This window comes from Pedococcus sp. (genome assembly GCF_036554925.1).
Classification (GTDB): domain Bacteria; phylum Actinomycetota; class Actinomycetes; order Actinomycetales; family Dermatophilaceae; genus Pedococcus_A.
Genome location: NZ_DATBMI010000211.1, coordinates 1 through 19,069, shown reverse-complemented (window position 1 = coordinate 19,069; position 19,069 = coordinate 1). Strand labels below are relative to the sequence as shown.

At 72.4% G+C, this 19,069-nt stretch carries 16 protein-coding genes; 1 reads left to right on the top strand and 15 read right to left on the bottom strand.

The features are described from left to right. From VIB11_RS16085 to ligA, 8 genes are all read right to left on the bottom strand, one after another. The coding region (locus tag VIB11_RS16085) for an SsrA-binding protein (RefSeq protein WP_332032555.1) at positions 1 to 116 on the bottom strand (116 nt) is incomplete at its 3' end. A 102-nt stretch (positions 117 to 218) separates the two neighbouring features. Then, a complete protein-coding gene (locus VIB11_RS16080; RefSeq protein WP_332032553.1) occupies positions 219 to 1,553 on the bottom strand; it encodes a peptidoglycan DD-metalloendopeptidase family protein in 1,335 nt (444 codons plus the stop codon). A gap of 84 nt (positions 1,554 to 1,637) precedes the next feature. Continuing rightward, entirely contained in the window at positions 1,638 to 2,546 is a 909-nt protein-coding gene (gene ftsX / locus VIB11_RS16075) for a permease-like cell division protein FtsX (RefSeq protein ID WP_332032551.1), read from the bottom strand. 46 nt (positions 2,547 to 2,592) lie between these two features. After that, positions 2,593 to 3,285: a cell division ATP-binding protein FtsE gene (gene ftsE, locus VIB11_RS16070; RefSeq protein WP_332032549.1), complete on the bottom strand. Its 693-nt coding sequence runs from the start codon at positions 3,283 to 3,285 to the stop codon at positions 2,593 to 2,595. Positions 3,286 to 3,510: 225 nt separating this feature from the next. After that, positions 3,511 to 4,626, bottom strand: a complete 1,116-nt coding sequence (gene prfB / locus VIB11_RS16065) for a peptide chain release factor 2 (protein ID WP_332032548.1) — start codon at positions 4,624 to 4,626, stop codon at positions 3,511 to 3,513. A gap of 102 nt (positions 4,627 to 4,728) precedes the next feature. Further along, a complete protein-coding gene (locus tag VIB11_RS16060; RefSeq protein WP_332032547.1) occupies positions 4,729 to 6,123 on the bottom strand; it encodes a tannase/feruloyl esterase family alpha/beta hydrolase in 1,395 nt (464 codons plus the stop codon). A 156-nt stretch (positions 6,124 to 6,279) separates the two neighbouring features. After that, positions 6,280 to 6,744 carry a DinB family protein gene (locus VIB11_RS16055; RefSeq protein WP_332032545.1) on the bottom strand — a complete coding sequence of 155 codons (465 nt, stop codon included), beginning with the start codon at positions 6,742 to 6,744 and terminating at the stop codon, positions 6,280 to 6,282. Next, complete coding sequence (gene ligA / locus VIB11_RS16050; protein WP_332032543.1) at positions 6,741 to 8,843, bottom strand: NAD-dependent DNA ligase LigA; 2,103 nt, start codon at positions 8,841 to 8,843, stop codon at positions 6,741 to 6,743. Before ligA ends, VIB11_RS16055 begins: the two co-directional genes overlap by 4 nt. Positions 8,844 to 8,981: 138 nt before the next feature. Between ligA and VIB11_RS16045 the strand changes: the two genes are divergently transcribed. Beyond that, positions 8,982 to 10,481, top strand: a complete 1,500-nt coding sequence (locus VIB11_RS16045) for a long-chain fatty acid--CoA ligase (protein ID WP_332032541.1) — start codon at positions 8,982 to 8,984, stop codon at positions 10,479 to 10,481. Between the two features lie 138 nt (positions 10,482 to 10,619). Here the strand turns inward: VIB11_RS16045 and VIB11_RS16040 are convergent, their stop codons facing one another. The 7 genes from VIB11_RS16040 to VIB11_RS16010 all read right to left on the bottom strand — a co-directional run. Continuing rightward, positions 10,620 to 11,606, bottom strand: a complete 987-nt coding sequence (locus tag VIB11_RS16040; protein WP_332032539.1) for a DMT family transporter — start codon at positions 11,604 to 11,606, stop codon at positions 10,620 to 10,622. Between the two features lie 7 nt (positions 11,607 to 11,613). Further along, complete coding sequence (locus VIB11_RS16035; RefSeq protein ID WP_332032537.1) at positions 11,614 to 12,597, bottom strand: methionine synthase; 984 nt, start codon at positions 12,595 to 12,597, stop codon at positions 11,614 to 11,616. Positions 12,598 to 12,721: 124 nt separating this feature from the next. Continuing rightward, the gene (locus VIB11_RS16030) at positions 12,722 to 14,419 is read right to left on the bottom strand and encodes an alpha/beta hydrolase (RefSeq protein ID WP_332032535.1); all 1,698 of its coding nucleotides are present in this window, start codon (positions 14,417 to 14,419) and stop codon (positions 12,722 to 12,724) included. A 211-nt stretch (positions 14,420 to 14,630) separates the two neighbouring features. Continuing rightward, positions 14,631 to 16,313 carry an alpha/beta hydrolase gene (locus VIB11_RS16025; protein WP_332032533.1) on the bottom strand — a complete coding sequence of 561 codons (1,683 nt, stop codon included), beginning with the start codon at positions 16,311 to 16,313 and terminating at the stop codon, positions 14,631 to 14,633. Positions 16,314 to 16,544: 231 nt separating this feature from the next. After that, entirely contained in the window at positions 16,545 to 16,928 is a 384-nt protein-coding gene (locus VIB11_RS16020) for an MmcQ/YjbR family DNA-binding protein (protein WP_332032531.1), read from the bottom strand. A gap of 5 nt (positions 16,929 to 16,933) precedes the next feature. Beyond that, positions 16,934 to 18,019 carry a tRNA 2-thiouridine(34) synthase MnmA gene (mnmA, locus tag VIB11_RS16015; RefSeq protein WP_332032529.1) on the bottom strand — a complete coding sequence of 362 codons (1,086 nt, stop codon included), beginning with the start codon at positions 18,017 to 18,019 and terminating at the stop codon, positions 16,934 to 16,936. Continuing rightward, positions 18,019 to 19,069, bottom strand: a 1,051-nt coding sequence (locus VIB11_RS16010) for a cysteine desulfurase family protein (protein ID WP_332032527.1), incomplete at its 5' end; no start/stop codon positions are given. The genes VIB11_RS16010 and mnmA, both read right to left, overlap by 1 nt.

Below are 19,069 nucleotides of genomic sequence, written 5' to 3'. Positions count from 1 at the left end.
GACTTCACCTCGGTGCCGGTGAGCACCAGCCCCGCCTCGTAGGTGTCCTCGATGTGGTAGTCGTGGCGCGCCTTGCGGTTGCTCGCGACGAGCTTGCGCCCCTGCTCCTTGGCCACTGCGGCTGTCCTGCCTTCACTGCTCAAGACCCGGCCGTATGCCGCGTCAGGGCAACGCTACCTGTTCGTGGCCACCGCCCGACGGGGCATTTCCGTGAGGGGTCAGAGCCACTTGCGGGGATCGACCGGGTTGCCGTCCTCGCGGGTCTCGAAGTGGAGGTGGCATCCGGTGGAGGTACCGGTGGTCCCGACGTAGCCGATCACCTCGCCGCGACGGACCGACCCGCCGCTGCGGGCGAACGAGCTCAGGTGGTTGTACGTGGTCGCCAGGTCGACGCCGCTGTGGACGCCGTGGGCCACGACGAGCTGGTTGCCGTAGCCCCCCGCGACACCGGCCGAGATGATGGTGCCCGAGGCGGCCGCGCGCACCGGCGAGCCACAGTTCGCGGCGTAGTCGCGTCCGGCGTGCAGTCGCCAGTAGTGGAGCACCGGGTGGTAGCGCATGCCGAACTCGGAGGAGACGGGCGCGCTCGTCGGGGCGGAGAGGTAGCCCCCCGACTGCTCCGGCGGCGGCGGGACGTACCGCCGCTTCGCCCGCGCGGCCGCCGCGCGGGCCGCGGCCTCCCTGCGGGCCCGGGCCCTGGCGGCGGCGATCTTGGCGGCACGGGCACGCGCGGCCAGCACCTTCTGCAGCCGGGTGGACTCCGCCTGCATGCCCTTGAGGCGCCGCTGCTCCGCTGCCATGCGGGCCTTGACCTGGGCGGCCTGGCGAGCCTGCTGCGCCGCGAGGCGGTCGAGAGCGACCTTGGCGGCCGCGGCCTGCGACCGCGCGGTCGTCGCGGCCTTGAGTGCCTTCTCGGCGGCGACCTTGGCCCGGGCGACGTCGCGCCGGAGGGCCTCGACATGGGCCTTCTGGGCGGTGGCGGCCGCCTGCACGGTGGAGAGCCGGTCCAGGGACTTGTTCTGCACGCTCATGACGGTGTCCGCCATGGCGATCTTGGTGGCGAAGTCATCCGGGCTGGTGGCGCTGAGGGCCACGGAGAGCTGGCCCATCCCCTGGTCCTGGTACATCTGCGCGGCGAAGTGCGCGACCCGTGAGCGGGTGTCGGCGATGTCGGCGTCGGTCTTCGCCAGGGCGTCGACCGCCCGCGCCTCGTTGGCCCGTGCCACCTGCAGGGCCACGGCCATCTCGTCGTTGTGCTGGTCGGCCTTGGCCACGGCGGCGGTGGCCTTGTCGAGCCGGGCCTGCGCGGCGGGAAGGGCAGCCTGGGTCCGCTTGAGCGCGAGGAAGGCGGAGGACAGGTCGGCCGAGGTCTCGTGCAGCTGTTCGCGCAGCTGGGCGATCTCCCGGTCGACCTTGCGCTTCTGGTCCTTGGGGTCGGCTGCCGTCGCAGCAACCGGGGGCGAGACGAGGGTGAGCGCACAGGCCAGGGCGGTCCCGATCGTCGCCAGGCGCACGCCTGCTGAGACGGCGCGGGACCGCGAAGTGGCACTCATGGGCCCCATTCGTAACACAAACCACAGGGGTTTCGGGGGATTCGGGTCATGCGGGCGACTCCGGGTCATGTTCGCGTCGCCGCCTCAGACCCGCAGGTAGCGCCAGAGCGTCACCCAGGAGGTGCCGATGGCGAGGCCCGCGACGCCCGCCACCATCCACGGGGTGATGGCCCAGACGTCGGAGACGCCGATGAAGGCCTGGTCGAGGATGAGCTGGTTGAGGTAGCGGTTGAAGCCGTAGTTGGCGGTGGCCCACAGGAGGGCGGTGGCCGCCCCTGCCCCGAGCAGCGCGGAGATGAGCGTCTCCATCATGAACGGGAAGCGGATCGTGAAGTTCGACGCGCCGACGAGCTTCATGATCCCGGTCTCCCGCCGCCTGCTGAAGGCTGCCTGGCGGATCGTGGTCGCCATGAGGAGGACGGCGCAGAGCACCATCAGGGAGGCGAGCACGAAGGAGAACAGGGTGATGTAGTTGATGCCCTTGAAGAACTTCTCGAGGACCTTCTTCTGGTCCTGCACCGCCCCGACGCCCGGCGCGCCCTCGAACGAGCTGACGATCACCTCGTACTTGGTGGGGTCGCTGAGCTGGACGCGGAAGTTCTGCGGGATGTCCCCCACGCGCACGTTGCCGGCCAGCGGGCTGTTGCGGAACTGCTTCTGGAACCGGTCGAACGCCTGCTGCTCCGACTCGTAGTAGACGTTCTTGACCAGCGGCTTCATCTCGTCGAGCTGGACCTTGATGGCCTGCTTCTGCTCCTCGGTGACCGCCTTCTTGTCACAGGCGGGCTCCCCCGAGTCGGCGGTGCACATGAAGATGGTCACCTGGACCCGGTCGTACCAGTACCCCTTGAAGGTGTCCGCCTGGCGCTGGGCCAGGAGCCCGAGGCCGAGGAGGTACATCGACACCATCGTCACGAGGACCACCGAGATGGCCATGGACAGGTTGCGGCGCAACCCGATCCAGATCTCGCTGAGGATGAACTGCAGTCGCATGGGTGAGGGTCCCTCGTGTGGTCGTGGCGGCAGGCTCGGAGTCGCGCTACAGGGCGACGGAGCCGTAGACGCCCTGGTTCTCGTCGCGGATGATCTGGCCGTGGTCGAGCTCGACGACCCGCTTGCGCAGCTGGTTGACGATGTCGTCGTCGTGCGTGGCCATGACGATCGTCGTGCCGGTGCGGTTGATGCGGTCGAGCAGGCGGACGATCTCCAGGCTGGTCTTGGGGTCGAGGTTGCCGGTCGGCTCGTCGGCGAGCAGGATGGCCGGCTTGTTGACGAAGGCGCGGGCGATGGCCACCCGCTGCTGCTCGCCGCCCGAGAGCTCGTGGGGCAGGCGCTTCTCCTTGCCGTCGAGGCCGACCATCTCCAGGGTCTCCGGGACGACCTGGCGGATGGCGTGACCGGGCCGGCCGAGCACCTGGAGGGCGAAGGCGACGTTCTGGTAGACGTTCTTGTTGGGGAGCAGGCGGAAGTCCTGGAAGACGGTGCCGATCTCACGGCGCAGGCGGGGCACCTTGCGGTGCGGGAGCCGGCCGAGCTCGTGGCCGGCCACGAGCACGTTGCCCTGCGTGGCCTGCTCCTCCCGCAGCGCGAGCCGCAGCAGGGTGGACTTGCCCGAGCCGGACTCGCCCACGACGAAGACGAACTCCCCCCGCCCCACCTCGAGGCTGATGTCGCGCAGGGCGGGCCGGGACGCCCGGGGGTAGACCTTGGTGACGTGCTCGAAACGGATCATGCGGGCAGGCGGCCTTCGCGGCTGGGGGACGTCGGCGGCACACCGCGCCTCCAGGGGAGGGCTGCACGGTGCACCACACGAGAATAGGTCGCCGTTCTGCACAAATCCGGCAGCCCCTGAAACTCGGCGTTGCGGCCGACCCGATCTCGGCCGAACTGACGACCCGCCGAGCCCACTGCCCGCACGGGCCCCGCACCGCTGGGCGTCGCGGTCCCGCCGGGGACGTCAGGCCTCGGCCTTCTCCTGGGCCTTGCGCCAGCGGATGCCCGCCTCGATGAAGTCGTCGATGTCGCCGTCGAAGACCGCGCTGGGGTTGCCCACCTCGTGCTCGGTGCGCAGGTCCTTGACCATCTGGTACGGCTGGAGCACGTAGGAGCGCATCTGGTCGCCCCAGCTGGCCTTGACGTCGCCGGCCATTTCCTTCTTGGCCGCCGCCTCCTCGGCCTTCTTCTGCAGCAGCAGGCGGGACTGCAGGACGCGCAGCGCGGCGGCGCGGTTCTGGATCTGGCTCTTCTCGTTCTGCATCGAGACGACGATGCCGGTCGGGATGTGGGTCATCCGGACCGCCGAGTCGGTGGTGTTGACGCTCTGCCCGCCGGGCCCGGAGGAGCGGAACACGTCGACCTTGATCTCGTTCTCCGGGATGTCGATGTGGTCGGTCGACTCGATCAGCGGGATGACCTCGACGGCGGCGAAGCTCGTCTGGCGGCGACCCTGGTTGTCGAACGGGCTGATCCGGACCAGCCGGTGGGTGCCCGCCTCGACGGAGAGGTTGCCGAAGGCGTACGGCACCTTGACCTCGAAGGTCGCCGACTTGAGGCCGGCCTCCTCGGCGTAGGAGGTGTCGAGCACCGCGGTCGGGTAGCCGTGCCGCTCGGCCCAGCGGAGGTACATCCGCATCAGCATCTCGGCGAAGTCCGCGGCGTCCACTCCCCCGGCGCCGGAGCGGATGGTGACCACGGCCTCACGCTCGTCGTACTCGCCGCTGAGCAGGGTACGGACCTCGAGCTCGCCGAGCGCCTTCTTGATGGCGACGAGCTCGCGCTCGGCCTCGGCGATCGTCTCGGGGTCGCCGCCGTCCTCGGTGCCCATCTCGACGAGGGTCTCGAGGTCGTCGATCCGGGCGTCCATGCCGAGCACGCGGTCGCGCTCGCTGTTGGCGCGCGACAGCGCCGAGGTGACCTGCTGCGCCGCCTCGGGGTCGTCCCAGAGGTCGGGCGCTGACGCCTTGGCCTCCAAGTCCTTGATCTGGGCCTGGAGGGCGTCGAGGTCGGTGACCCCACGCACCGAGTCCATCGTCGCGCGGAGCTCTTTGATCTCTTGGGGGAAGTCGACTGCCACGATCGTCAAGCCTACGGCAGCGGGCACCCCACCCACGAACGGCGGCCGGTGCCGCGCCTCGTCGGCAGGGCCCCGGCCGCGTTCGCCGCGGAGGGCGGCGGGCTACAGCGAGCAGGTGTTGACCAGGTCGCCGCTCGCCGGCCGGGGCCGGAAGCCGTCCGCCGGTGGCTCGACGCCGTCCTCCGCCCAGGCGGTGAGCAGGTCGAAGCCGTCCCGGGCGCACGGCAGCAGCGGCCGAAGGCGGTCCGGGTATGCCGCGTGGAGACCGTCCGTGTGGGTGCCGTCCTCGACCGTGTAGTAGCGGTGCAGGCTGCCGGCGCCCGCCTCCTCGACGAGCTGGTCGTAGACGTCGGAGTCGGTGGGCGCCGGGAGCAGGGTGTCGAGGTCGCCGTGGATGGTGATCACCGGCTTCCCGATCCGCCCCGTCAGGGAGATCGAGGCCACCGCGTCCTTCACCGACTGCGGACGGGAGGCGTAGTCGTAGTCCGCGTCGCAGTTCGGGGTGCCGCTGGCGCAGAACGGGATCCCGGCGTCGAGGTCGCCGTCCCACTGCGGGTCGAGCTCCTCGCGGTAGATCCGCTGCGTGAGGTCCCAGTAGTAGGAGTAGTGGAACGGCCAGAGGAACTCCGAGCCCGGCTCGAAGCCCGCGGCGATGATGGCGTCGTGAGCGGCCTGGTCGCCGGTCGCCGCGTACGCCGGGTAGTGCTTGAGCGCGGTCGGGAGGTAGGTCAGCAGGTTCGGGCCCTCGGCGCGGAAGAGGGTGCCCTCCCAGTCGAGGCCGCCGTCGAAGTCCTCCGGGTTGTTCTCGAGCTGCCACCGGGTGAGATAGCCGCCGTTGGAGATGCCCGCCATGTAGGTGCGCCGCGGGTGCTTGGCGTAGACCTGCCGGGCGACGCGCTTGGCCGCGTGGGTGAGCTGGGTGACCCGCGCGTGCCACTCGCGGATCGACCCGCCGGGGGCCGAGCCGTCCTTGTAGAACTTCGCACCGGTGTTGCCCTTGTCGGTGGAGGCGAAGGCGTAGCCCTTGCCCAGCACCCAGTCGCCGATGATGAAGTCGTTCGCGTACTGCGCGCGGACCCCGGGCGCGCCGGTGATGACCAGGCCACCGTTCCAGTTGTCGGGGAAGCGGATGACGAACTGCGCGTCGTGGTTCCAGCCGTTGTTGGTGTTGGTGGTCGAGGTGTCCGGGAAGTAGCCGTCGACCTGGATGCCCGGGACACCCGACGGGTTCTGGGTCCCCGCCGCGTGCAGGCCCGCCCAGTCCCCGGCGTTCGTGTGGCCGCTGGCGACGGTGCCTGCCGTCGTGAGGTCGTCCAGGCACGAGACCTTCTGCACCTCGGCCCCGGGGACCCTGATCTTGCCCTGGCGGGCGCAGTGGCCGGCGCCGGGCTTGTCAGCCTGGGCGGGTGCGGCGGTGAGCGCGGCGGTCGAGAGCAGGACCGCGGCGGTGGACAGGACGGCGACGAGCCGTCGGCGTGACGTCGTTGTCGGGCGCATGCGCGCCATCGTTCTGGGCGGTGGTGAGTCGCCTCAATGTGGATGCAGCACACAAACGGGGCGTGCCGGGTGTGCAGAACCCTCGGCGTGGAGCCCGCGCACGGACGGGGTGTGCGGCGTGCCAGACGTCGCCCGCAGCGGCACCGGCTCGACCTCTCACCCCTCCAACGCCCTGAGGACGTCGCGGGTGATCTCCATCTGGCCGCGGTGCTGGGCGAGCTCCTCGTAGACATGGAGCAGGACCTCACCCTGGGTCATGCGCGGGTCCTCACCGTCGGCCGGGTTGGCCGGGCGCGCCGTCGGGTCGGCGCGCGTCACCCAGCCCGCGAGCGCCTGGCGCAGCCGGTCGGTCTCGGCGGCCAGGTCCGCAACCTTCCCGGCAGCCGCGAACTCGGCGTCGCGGTCACGGGGGATCACCTCGCCGAGGTTGACCGTGGAGGCCCACCGGCCGCACACACCCAGGCAGTGGGTCAGGATGGCGAAGGGGCTGTTGGCCCCGGGCAGGTCGGGTCGGCGGTTGGCCAGGTCGTCGCCGAGGTCGGTCACCATGTCGCGCATCGCGACCAGCGCGTCGTCGCAGTAGGTGAGGAAGACGTCCGAGCCGATGACGAGCGACCTCACGGCTGCCCCGTCTCGAGGAGCCGACGGAAGCCCGCCTCGTCGAGGATCGGGCGGCCGAGCTCGCGGGCCTTGTCCTCCTTCGACCCGGCGTTCTCCCCCACCACGACGTAGTCGGTCTTCTTCGACACCGACCCTGCCGCCTTGCCGCCGCGCGCGAGGATCGCCTCCTTGGCCTCGTCGCGTGAGAAGCCCTCGAGCGAGCCCGTCACCACGATGGTGAGACCGGCGAGGGTCTGCTCGACCGAGGCGTCGCGCTCGTCGGCCATGACCACGCCGTCCGCCTTCCACTGGTCGACGATCGCGCGGTGCCAGTCGACCGCGAACCACGCGGCCACGGACTCGGCGATGATGCCGCCCACGCCCTCGACGGCGGCGAGCTCCTCGGGACGCTCGCGCGCCGCCTCGCGGAGCGCGTCCATCGAGCCGAAGTGCTGGGCCAGCGCGCGGGCGGCCGTCGGGCCGACGTGCCTGATCGACAGCGCCACCAGCACCCGCCACAGCGGCTGGCGCCTGGCTGCCTCGAGGTTGGCGACGAGGCGGGCTCCGTTGGCGGAGAGCACCCGCCCGTCGACGACGACATCCTCCGGGTCGGTCTTCCTGGCCGCCCTGGTGAACAGCGGGACCCGTGCGACGTCCGCTGCGCGCAGGCCGAAGAGCCCGCCCTCGTCGGTGAGCACCCCCGCCTCGAGCAGCGCCACCGCGCCCTCCCAGCCGAGGGCCTCGATGTCGAAGGCCCCGCGGCCGGCCAGCCCGGCAAGGCGCTCGCGCAGCTGGGACGGGCAGGTCTGGGAGTTGGGGCAGCGGATGTCCTTGTCGCCCTCCTTCTCCGGCTTCAGCGGCGTGCCACACGAGGGACACTCGGTCGGCATCACGAACGCGCGCTCCGTCCCGTCGCGCAGGTCGACGACCGGCCCGAGGATCTCGGGGATCACGTCGCCCGCCTTGCGCAGCACCACCGTGTCGCCGATCAGCACACCCTTGCGCTTGACCTCGTCGGCGTTGTGGAGGGTCGCGCGCTCGACCGTCGACCCGGCCACGACCACCGGCTCCATGACCCCGAAGGGCGTCACCCGGCCGGTGCGACCGACGTTGACCTGGATGTCGAGGAGCTTCGTGTTGACCTCCTCCGGGGGGTACTTGTACGCGATGGCCCAGCGCGGTGCCCGTGAGGTCGAGCCGAGCTGGCGCTGGACCGCGACCTCGTCGACCTTGACGACGATGCCGTCGATCTCGTGCTCGACGCTGTGGCGGTTCTCCCCGTAGAGGGTGACGAACTCCTGCACCTCGTCGATCGTCGAGAGCACGCGGTAGTGCGTGGAGACGGGCAGTCCCCACTGCCCCAGCAGCTGGTACGCCTCGGACTGACGGGTCAGCTCGAACCCCTCGCGGTGGCCGATGCCGTGGACCAGCATGTGCAGCGGCCGGCTCGCGGTGACGCGCGGGTCCTTCTGGCGCAGGGAGCCGGCGGCGGAGTTGCGCGGGTTCGCGAACGGCGCCTTGCCGGCCTCGACCAGCGAGGCGTTGAGGTCGGCGAACGCCTCGATCGGGAAGTAGACCTCACCGCGGACCTCGACACGGGCAGGGTGGTCGGACCCGGCGAGCTGGTGCGGGATGTGCTCGATGGTCTTGACGTTGTTGGTGACGTCCTCGCCGGTTCGGCCGTCGCCGCGGGTCAGTGCCCGCACGAGGCGGCCGCGTTCGTACAGCAGGTTGACCGCGAGGCCGTCGATCTTCAGCTCGCACAGGTAGTGGAAGTCGGAGCGGCCGGCGTCGCGCGTGACGCGAGCGGCCCACGCCGCCAGCTCGTCGGGGCTGAAGCAGTTGTCGAGGCTGAGCATCCGTTCGAGGTGGTCGACGGCCTGGAAGTCGGTGGAGAAGACGGCCCCGCCGACCTGCTGGGTCGGGCTCTCCGGGGTGCGCAGCGACGGGTAGGCGTCCTCGAGCTCGTTCAGGCGCCGGATGATGCCGTCGTACTCGGCATCGCTGATGGTCGGCGCGTCCCTGACGTGGTAGTTGAACTGGGCCTCGGCCGCCCGCTGGGCCAGGTCGACCCACTCGTGGTGCAGCTCCTGCGGGACGTCGCTGACGATCTCGGTCACGGGCCCATCCTGCCGCACGGTCCCGACACCCACGCGGACGCGCGGCAGACCCGGTCTCGGCGGTTGCGTAGCCAAACACGGTGGCACGGACGAGGATGGCCGGCAGCGGAGTCCCCAACGCCGAGGAGAGCGCCCACCATGACGAACCTGGCCGAGAACCTGATCGCCACCGCCGAGAAGCACCCCGACCGGACCGCCATCCGGCTCGACTCGGTGGCGCTGACCTGGGCCCAGCTGCGTGACCTGGCCCTGGCGGCCGCGGGGTCGCTGCGAGCCGCAGGGGTCGCGCCCGGAGACCGCGTGGCGCTCATCCTCCCGAACGTGCCCGCCTTCCCCGTCCTGTTCTTCGGCACCCTGATGGCGGGCGGCACCGTGGTCCCGATGAACCCGCTGCTGAAGGCCCGGGAGATCGACTACTACTTCTCCGACTCGGGCGCCAAGATCGCCTTCGTCTGGGGCGACTTCCTCGACGAGGCGCGCAAGGGCGCCGAGGGCGCGGGCACCCGAGTCGTCCAGGCCGGCCCGATGGGGCCGGCCGAGGAGGACCTCCCCCACGCCGAGCCACTCGGCCAGGCCGTGGAGCGGGACGACAGCGACACCGCCGTCATCCTCTACACCTCGGGGACGACAGGACGGCCCAAGGGCGCCGAGCTCACGCACCGCAACCTCGACCTCAACGCCCGACGCTGCGCCGAGGTGATCCTGCGGATCGACGCGGACGACGTGATCATGGGCTGCCTGCCGCTCTTCCACGTCTTCGGCCTCGTGGTCGGCCTGCAGGCGGCGACGGTGAGCGGCGCGTCGCTGGCGCTCATCCCCCGCTTCGACCCGGGCAAGGCGCTCGAGGTGGTCGAGCGTGAGAAGGTGACGATCTTCGAGGGCGTGCCAACGATGTATGCCGCGATCCTGCACCACGAGAAGGCCGGCTCGACCGACACCAGCTCGCTGCGGGTGTGCGCCTCCGGGGGGTCGGCGATGCCGGCCGAGGTGATGAGGGCGTTCGAGGACACCTTCGGCTGCATGATCCTGGAGGGCTACGGGCTGTCCGAGACCTCGCCCGTGGCGTCGTTCAACATGCCCGACCGCGAGCGCAAGCCCGGCACGATCGGCGTCGCGATCCCCGGCTGCGAGATGCGCGTCGTGGACCTCGACGGCAAGGACGTGCCGATCGGGGAGGTCGGCGAGATCGCGATCCGGGGCGACAACCTCATGAAGGGGTACTGGGGCAAGCCGGAGGCCACCGCCGAGGCGGTCCCCGACGGCTGGTTCCGCACCGGGGACCTCGCCACCGTCGACGAGGAGGGGTACTTCACCATCGTCGACCGGAAGAAGGACATGATCATCCGCGGCGGCATGAACGTGTACCCCAGGGAGGTCGAGGAGGTGCTCTACCAGCACCCGGACGTCCTCGAGGCCGCCGTCGTCAGCGTGCCGGACGAGCTCATGGGCGAGGAGGTCGGCGCAGCTGTCGCGTTCAAGCCGGGAGCGACGGCGTCACTCGAGGACGTGCAGCAGTTCGTCAAGGAGCGGATCGCGGCCTACAAGTACCCGCGACGGCTCTGGACGCTGGACGAGCTGCCCAAGGGCCCGACCGGGAAGATCCTGCGGCGCGAGGTCAAGCCCCCCACGGGGTCCTGACGGCCGGGCACCCGGTATGCCGCCCTGCCGCCCGCGCGGGACGGGCGCGGCCGTGCCCCGGCCCCGCCCAGGCGGGTGGCGGCTCAGACGGGTGGCGGCTCGGGCGGGTGGCGGCTCAGGCGGGTGGCGGCTGGCGGCTCAGGCGGGCGGGGCCGGGAGGCGGCGGCGCGGCATACCGATCACCACGGCGGAGGCCAGCACGATGCCTGCCCCGGCCAGCTGCGGCCACGCGAGTGACTCGTCGAGCAGGGTCACACCGAGCACCACGGACACGACCGGGATGAGGTAGGTGACGGTGGCGCCGACCGTCGGGCCCGCAGCCCTGACCACGTCGAACTGGAGGACGTAGGCCACCCCGGTGCCGACCACGCCGAGGGCCAGGACCGCGAGCACCGGCCACACCGGCGAGGCCGCCGTGGCGTCCGGGCGCAGCGACCACGGCGTGGCGAACGCGTCGCGGCTGAGCGCCCACCAGACCGCGAGCACGGCGACCATCTGGGCCCCCGCCGTGAGCAGCTGCGCGGTGGGCATCGACAGCCCGCCGGGGTTGTCGTGCTGGAGGAAGCGCTTGACGTACGTCCAGCCGAGGCCGTAGCTCGCGCCGGCCACCAGGGTCATGCCGAAGCCGATGGCGTCGGGCCGGCCCAGGGAGTCCCAGGGCTGCAGGATGACCAGCACCCCGACGAAGCCGGCGAGGACGGCCGCGACCTTGCGCCCGGGCAACCGCTCGGCCGGCAGGAGTGCCAGCGAGAAGAGGACGGCGGCGAGCGGCGTGGTGGCGTTGCCGATGCCCGCCAACGCCGAGGACACCCGCTCCTCGCTGGCCGCGAAGAGCGAGAACGGGAGGGCTCCGAGGAAGAACCCGGTGACCATGAGGTGGCCCCAGGTGCGCCGGCCCCGCGGCAGCCGGCCGCGGGTGAGCCCGAGCAGCACGAGCAGGGCGGCGACGCCCGCGAAGATGCGGAGCCCGGAGATCTGGAGGGGGGCCAGCGAGCCCAGCCCGACCTTCATGAGCAGGAAGCTGGAGCCCCAGATCAGGGCCAGGGCGAGGAACTTGACCTGCCAGGGGACGCGCCCGACGCGCACCTCCGGCACCGGCAGGACGGTGGGTGCTGCGGCACTCATGGGCGGGTCAACTCTCTGCGCGTTCGGACAATTCCCTGGCCACTTCGACGGCCGACCGTTGAACGCTCGTGGCCCCCGATGGTGTGAGTCCGGCCAGTCCGCAGGCCGGACTCACCACGATGTCAGCCAGCGCCGACAGTGGCAGTCCGGTTCTCTGCCAAGCCTCCACGAGTTGCCGCCAGGCCGACCCGGTCGTCCCCGTGCCGTCCGTGGGGAGGCACCCGGCATACAGTGCGGTGCCGGCCTCGACGGTGGCCGCGACAGACTCCCAGCGCGCCGGCGTCAGGGCGGTGGTGTCGAGGGCGACGGCACCCGCCCCCGTGTCGCGCAGCAGCGGCAGCGGGATGCCGGGGTGGCAGCAGTGCACGACCGTCTCGCGCTCCCCCGCCGCGGCGAGGACCTCGCGCAGACCGGTCAGGACGGCCTGCGGGTCGACGGCGCGAAGGTGGCCGTAGCCGGACGACGTGGGCAGGCGCCCCGCGAGCACGGACGGCAGCGACGGCTCGTCGACCTGGAGCACCAACACGGCCCCCGGCACGAGCCGTTGGACGTCGTCCAGGTGCACCCGGATGCCCTCCGCGAGGGAGGAGATGAGGTCGCGGGCGGCGCCCTCGTCGGCGAGCACCCGCTCCCCGCGGTGGAGCGACACGCCGGCGGCGAGGGTCCAGGGCCCGGCGACCGCGAGCTTGAGCCGCCCCGCGTAGCCGTCGAAGGCCTCGGCCAGGTCGTCGAGGTCCCGACGCCAGAACGACGCCGTGCGCTCCGCATCGCGGCCCGGACGGTCGACGAACCGCCAGCCCGAGGGCTGCAGGTCGACGTGGAGGTCGACGAGCAGCCCGGCCGAGCGGCCGACCATGTCGGCACCGGGCCCACGATCCGGGGTCTCGGGGAGGTAGGGCAGCCCCTCCTCGCCGAGCAGGTCCCGGACCACCCGCAGGGCCTCGCGCTGGTCGGTGCCGGGCCATGATCCGATGCCAGTCGCGCGCGTCACGCGACGACCCTAGTCCGCTCCCGCAGCTGCACTCTGCGCCGGTGCCGCTGCGGCGCCGGTCCGGCGCCGGACCGCGTGTCGCCGCGGCGCCGGCGGTCGGCCCGGTGTCGCGGCCCAGCGCTCGTCAGCGACCCGCGGTGGCCACGGCGACCGGCAGCAACCACTGGTCGACCAGTGCCTTCGCGGCGACGCGCTGTCGGTTGGCCGGGCCCGCGGCGAACGGGACGGCGTCGGCGTCGCACACGGTGCCGGGTGCCGGCAGTGCGCCGGTCAGCAGGTAGTCCGCCGTCGCGTCGTCGGCGCAGGTCGAGGTGAACAGCGATGTGTGGCCCCAGGCCTGCACGGTGAGCAGCCGGGCGCGACCCAGCAGGCGCGCGGTGGACACGGCGCTCTGGTAGCGGGTCGCGGGGTCGTACCTCGTGCCGACCACGAGCACCGGCGAGGCAGTCGCCCTGCTCCAGGGACCGGTGTAGCGGTCGTGGTCCGCTCCGGGCCACGAGGCGCAGATGCTCGAGACCCAGTGCCAGGGCCGCCCGAAGTACGGCGTCCGCTGATCGGCGCGGCGGGCCGACCGAGCCCAGGCGGCCTCGTGGTCGGGGTTGTCGCTGTCGGAGCAGGTCACCCCGGCGAGGCCCTCGTACACCTGCTCGTACGGCGCGGCCAGCCCCTGGGCCCGAGCCTGCAGCCGCTGCAGGGTCGCGGCTGCCCGTGCCGGGTCGACCGCCCCCTCCAGGTCGGCCAGCAGCAGTGCGAGATCCGGCCAGATGGGCGGCGAGTACAGCGCCACCCGCGTGACGGCCACCAGGTCGGCGTAGGTCACGGTGACCGTCCCACCCTCCCCGTCGGGAAGCTCCGCCGGCTCCCGCAACAGCTGGCGGGCGAGCCGGTCGAAGCGCTGGCGCGGGTCCCCCTCGGAGAACGCACAGGTGGCCCCGCCCGCATCGCAGAGGGCCAGGAACTGCTGGAACGTCTCGTAGGAGCCCTGCTCGCTGCCGAGCCGGCCGAACACGGGAACGGTGTCGGCCTCGTCCCCCTTGCCGGTCGTCCAGGAGATGGGGTTGACCACAGCGTCGATGACGACCGCGCGCACCTTCTCGGGGAACAGGTTGGCGTAGGTGGAGCCCACGAGGGAGCCGTAGGAGTAGCCGACGAAGTTCATCCTGGCCTCGCCCAGGGCTCGCCGGATCTGGTCCATGTCCCGCGCGACGTTGGCCGTGGACATGTGGTCGATGACCGGCCCACCCCGCTGGTCACAGGCCTTGGAGACGGCCCGGTGCCCCGCGATCCACCGGGCCTCCTCGGCGCGGGTGACGGGGAACGCCATCGGTGCCAGTGCGTCGAGCTGCTCCTGCGTCGTCCGGAAGCACTGGAGCCCGGCGCTCCTGGCGATCCCCCTGGGGTCGAAGCCGACCAGGTCGAAGGCCGCCCGCACCCGGGGCGTGAACAGCACGTCCCCGGCCTGGGCCACGAAGTCCACTCCCGAACCGCCCGGCCCACCCGGGTTGACCAGCACGGACCCGATGCGAGCTGCCGGGTCGTCGGCAGGGCGCCTGATGAGGGCGAGCGAGATCTGGTCACCGCCGGGGTTGTCGTAGTCCAGCGGCACGCGCAGTCGAGCGCAGTCGAGGCCGGGGGCCTCCGGCCCGCACGGTGTCCAGGACACGCTCGGCCGTGCCACCTGCCCGGCCTGGGACGGGGTCTGTGCCGTGGCTGGTGGGACCGATGCCGCCGCGGGACGCGAGGCGCCGAGCGGAGCGGTGAGGACGAGCAGGGCTGCGGCCAGCAGGGTCGAGGCCGCGCGTGGGGGGTGCTTGAGACGCATGACTGCTCCCTGAGGAGTGGGCTGGTGTGGACCGCCCCTCCAGGCGTCACGCCGGCACGAGTCATGCCCCACGGGCGCTCGGGAAGCGGCTAGACGAACAGCATGCTGCGGGTCACAGCCGGGCGAATCAGGCACAAGGACTAAAACCCCTCGCGTCCGCCTGCGCTGTGCGGACGAGGGAGGGCGAGGCCGCGGCGGGCCGGGGCGCGCGTCAGCGGCCTGGAGGCCCTGCCGGGCGAGGCCGCAGGCCGTGGTCGACCAGGGCCTGCGCGGCGTCCCGTGAGCGGGGGACGGTGCCCATGGCGAACGGAACCACGTCGGCCTCGCACACCGTGCCGGGGGCGGGCAGCTCCCCGGTCAGCAGGTAGCTCGCCGTGGCGTCGTCGGCGCAGGTCGAGGTGAACAGGGAGGTGTGGCCCCAGGAGCGGACCGTGAGCAGTCGGGCGCGTCCGAGGATGCCCGCGGTGGAGACGGCGTCCTGGTAGCGGGTCGCCGGGTCGTACCTGCTCCCCACGACGAGCACCGGAGCCGCGGTCCGCCGGTCCCAGGGGCCGGTCCAGCGGTCGGTGTCGACACCCGGCCAGGAGGCGCAGATGCTCGAGCCCCAGTTCCAGATCCGGCCGAAGTAGGGCCACTTCTCGTCCGCGCGACGGGCGGCCTTCGCCCACGCCGACTCGTCGTCGGGGTTGTCGCTGTCGCTGCAGGTGACCCCGGCAAAGCCCTCGTACACCTGCCAGTACGGCTCGGCGCGACCCGTGGTCCGGCCCAGGCGCTGCAGCGCCGCAGCGGCACCGGCCGGGTCCACCTCGGCCTCGAGGTCGGCGAGGAACGCCGCGAAATCCCCCCACACCTCCGACGAGTACATCGCGCCCAGGGTGATGGCGACGAGGTCGGCGTAGGTGAAGGGGAACGTCCCGCCGGCCCCGTCCGGCAGCTCTGCCGGGTCCTCCAGGAGCTGGGCGGCCAGCTCGTCGAACCGCTTGCGCGGGTCACCGTCCGAGAACGCACAGGTGGGCCCGCCCGCGTCACACAGGTCCAGGAACTGCCTCAGGGTCTCGAACGCGCCCTGCTCGCTCACCAGCCGGCCGTCCACCGGGACCGTCTCCGCCTGGTCACCCCGGCCCGTCGTCCAGGAGATGGGGTCGATGACGCCGTCGATGACGACCGCCCGCACCTTCGCGGGGAACATGTTGGCGTAGGTCGACCCGATCATCGAGCCGTAGGAGTAGCCGACGAAGCTCAGCCGTTCCTCGCCGAGGGCGATCCTGATCTGGTCCATGTCGCGCGCCACGTTGGCCGTCGACATGTGGTCGATGATCGGGCCACCGCGCTTCTCACAGGCCTTGGACACCGCCCGGTGCCCGGCGACCCACCTCTCCTCCTCGGCGCGGGTCACCGGGAAGGCCATCGGCGCCAGGACGGCCACCTGGTCCTCCGTCGTCTCGAAGCACTGCAGCTGGGTGCTGCCGGCGATGCCGCGCGGGTCGAAGCCGACGAGGTCGAAGGAGGCCCGGACCTCGGGGGTGAACAGGAAGTCCCCCAGACCGGCCACGAAGCCGACGCCCGAGCCGCCCGGCCCGCCGGGGTTGACCAGCAGGGAGCCGATCCGCGCCGACGGGTCGTCGGCCGGTCTGCGGATCAGGGCGAGTGAGATCCGGTCGCCGCGGGGCCTGTCGTAGTCCAGCGGCACCTCCATCGTGGCGCAGTCGAAGCTCGGCAGCCCCTCGCACGCCGCCCAGTCCAGGCTCGGGGCCGGGGCGGGGTCCGCGGCACGGGCGGCCGGGGAGGACCACGGTTGCGACGTGGCCGCTGCCGGGAGGGCGGCAACGCCCGGGGCGCAGAGGGCCGTGACCACGAGGACCGCGGCGGTGCGTCTGGGGTCGAGGTGGCGCATGGCTGCTGCTCCGATGCTCGAGCGGGCTTCGAGGGATCGGCCCCCTGTGTGCGACACCGGCTCGGGCGGCGCTGGCGTGCGCCGAGCCGGTGAGAGCAGCATGCTCTGGACGCGTGTGCGCGCGAATCCGGCAACGGGACTACGCGGAACCCGCGCCGCCTCACGAAAACCGCGCACAGCGGCTCCCGCGCGAGACGCCCGTCCTGCGTAGGCGGGCGAGTCGGCGACGGGTCAGGACCGCGGACGTGCGTCCGCGTCGTGGCCCGCCTGCAGGCGTCGTCCGGCCACGCAGCGCCAGGCGTCCTCGATGATCTCCTCGACGCGCGGCCAGTCGACGTCCGGCACGTCGAGGTACACCCCGACCCAACCCCGCGTGCCGACGTACGGGGGGCGGAAGTAGCGCGCGGGTTCCTCGGCGACCAGCGCCCCCTGGGCACCCTCGGGAGCCGCCGCCCAGAGCGCCTCGCGCTCGTCGTGGTGGTGGTCGGCATACATCACGAAGGACTTCCGCCCGCCGGCGAACCACGTCGGCTCGCCGTGGGAGAGCCGCTCCTCCGTCCCGGGGAAGGCCAGGCACAGCCGCCGCACCCGCTGCAGGGGCGACGCCGGCGGCATACGGCTCAGCGCTCCAGCGCGGTCTCGGCGATCGTCGCCGAGCCCACCACGCGGGTCCCGTCGTAGAGCACGACCGACTGCCCGGGCGCCACTCCCCTGACCCGCCCGGTGAGGCGCACGTGCACGTCGTCGCCGTCCGCCCACGCCGTCGCGGGGACCTCATCGCCGTGGGCCCGCACCTGCGCACCGACGGCGACGACCCCCTCCGGCGCCGGACCGCACCACCGGGCGTGGTCTCCGCGCAGCGAGTTGACGCCCAGCAGGTCCGCGGTCCCGACCATGACGGTGTTGCGCCCCGCATCCACGTCCACGACGTAGCGGGGACGGCCGTCCCGGGTGTGGCGGGGCAGGCCGAGCCCACGCCGCTGCCCGACGGTGAAGGCGTAGGCGCCGGCGTGCGAACCCACGACCTCCCCGGAGGCGGCGTCGACGATCTCGCCGGGCTGCTCGCCGAGCCGAGCGGTCAGCCACGCCTTGGTGTCGCCGTCCGCGATGAAGCAGATGTCGTGCGAGTCGGGCTTGGAGGCGACGTAGAAGCCACGCTCCCTCGCCTCGGCGCGGATCTGCGGCTTCGTGGTGTCGCCGAGGGGAAAGAAGGAGCGCTCGAGCTGCTCGGCGGTCAGCACGCCCAGGACGTAGGACTGGTCCTTGGCCGCGTCGACGGCGCGGTGCAGCTCACGAGACCCGTCGGGCCGCTCCACGACCTGGGCGTAGTGGCCGGTCGCCACCGCGTCGAAGCCGAGCGCGACGGCCTTGTCGAGCAGCGCGGCGAACTTGATCTTCTCGTTGCACCGCAGGCACGGGTTGGGGGTGCGGCCCGCCTGGTACTCGGCCACGAAGTCCTCCATGACGTCGCGACGGAACCGCGCAGCCATGTCCCAGACGTAGAAGGGGATCCCGAGCATGTCGGCGACCCGGCGGGCGTCGCCGGCGTCCTCGATCGTGCAGCACCCGCGGGCACTCTCCCGCAGGGTGGCCGCGCTCTGCGACAGCGCGAGGTGGACCCCGACCACGTCGTGCCCGGCGTCGAGCATGCGGGCGGCGGCGACGGCGGAGTCGACCCCGCCGCTCATGGCCGCGACGACCCGCATCACGCCACCCCGGACGCCCGTCGGGCGCGCTCGACGGCCGCGGGCAGGGCGGTGAGGAAGGCGTCGACGTCGGCGTCGGTCGACGTGTGCCCCAGCGTCAGGCGCAGTGCGCCCCGGGCGTCCTGCTCGCTGAGGCCCATGGCCAGCAGCACGTGGCTGGGCTGGGGCACCCCCGCCTGGCAGGCCGACCCGGTCGAGCACTCGACCCCGGCGGCGTCGAGGAGGTAGAGCAGGGAGTCGCCCTCGCACCCGGGCACGAGGAGGTGGGCGTTGCCGGGCAGCCGCCGTATGCCGTCGCCGGCCTCCCAGTACCCGGTCACCGTGATGCCGTAGTCCAGTGCGAGGGCCGAGGTGACGAGCCGGTCACGCAGCCGCAGCACGCGCTCGGACTCCGCGGCGCGACCGGCGACGGCCTCCTCGACCGCCACGGCGAAGCCGCGGATGGCGGGCGCGTCGAGGGTGCCACTGCGGATCTGGCGCTCCTGGCCACCGCCGTGGGTCAGCGGGGCGACCAGCATCGACCGCTTGACGACGAGGGCCCCCACGCCGAGCGGCCCCCCGGCCTTGTGCGCGGTGACGGTCATCAGGTCGAGGTCGCTGTCGGCGAAGTCGAGCGGGACATGCGCGAGCGCCTGGACGGCGTCGCTGTGCACGGGGATGCCGTGCTCGTGGGCGACGGCGACGACCTCGCGCACCGGTTGCACCGTGCCGACCTCGTTGTTGGCCCACATCACCGAGACGAGCGCGACGGACTCCGGGTCCCGCTCCACCGCGGCGCGCAGCGCGTCGACGTCGAGCCGGCCGAGCCCGTCGACGGGAAGCAGCTCGACCTCGGCGCCCTCGTGCTCGGCGAGCCAGTGGACCGGGTCGAGGACGGCGTGGTGCTCGGCGGCGCTGGTGAGGATGCGGGTGCGGCGCGGGTCGGCGTCCCGGCGGGCCCAGAACAGCCCCTTGACCGCGAGGTTGTCGGACTCGGTCCCGCCCGAGGTGAACACGATCTCGCCCGGCCGGCAGCCCACCGCGTCCGCGATGCGCTCGCGCGACTCCTCG